Raw genomic sequence first — 574 nt, forward strand, 5'->3', positions numbered from 1 at the left:
TAAGTCTGGCGAAGTGTTGGTCAAGGTGCATTATGCTGGCGTGGATCCTATCGATGTCAAAACACGAGCGGGACTTGGCTGGGCTGCTTCCCAGAATAAAGACAAACTGCCTTGGGGGCCAGGTTACGATATTTCTGGGAAAGTCGTCTCTTGTGGTACTAAGACTTCTCGCTTTGCTGTGGGAGATGAAGTGGCTGGTTTTATTGGCTTTCCTCTCCAAGGTGGTGGTTATAACCAATATGTTTGTGTTCCGGAGTCGCAGCTAAGTCACGTGCCAAGTTCGGTCACCCTAGAAGCGGCGGCGGTTTTACCATTGGGAGGGCAAACCGCTGCTCAAGCATTAAGCAAAGCGAATGTCAGCGAATGCGATAGAGTATTAATTCTCGCAGGAGCGGGTGGCGTAGGGCACTTAGCGGTGCAGATTGCTGTGGCGACAAAAGCCGAAGTGTTTACCACCTGCAGTGAACGAAATTTAGACTACCTCGCCACACTTGGCGCTCATGCAGTGAACTATCAATTTGCACCAGTGTCAGAACGTGTTGAAGGCGTTGATGTTTTAATTGATTTGGTTGGT

At 49.7% G+C, this 574-nt stretch carries 1 protein-coding gene; it reads left to right on the top strand.

Annotated elements, in window-relative coordinates; translation table 11 throughout:
• The coding region (locus R7O13_RS29290) for an NADP-dependent oxidoreductase (RefSeq protein ID WP_318305514.1) at positions 1–574 on the top strand (574 nt) is incomplete at both ends.

The organism is Vibrio sp. Y176 (assembly GCF_033438945.1).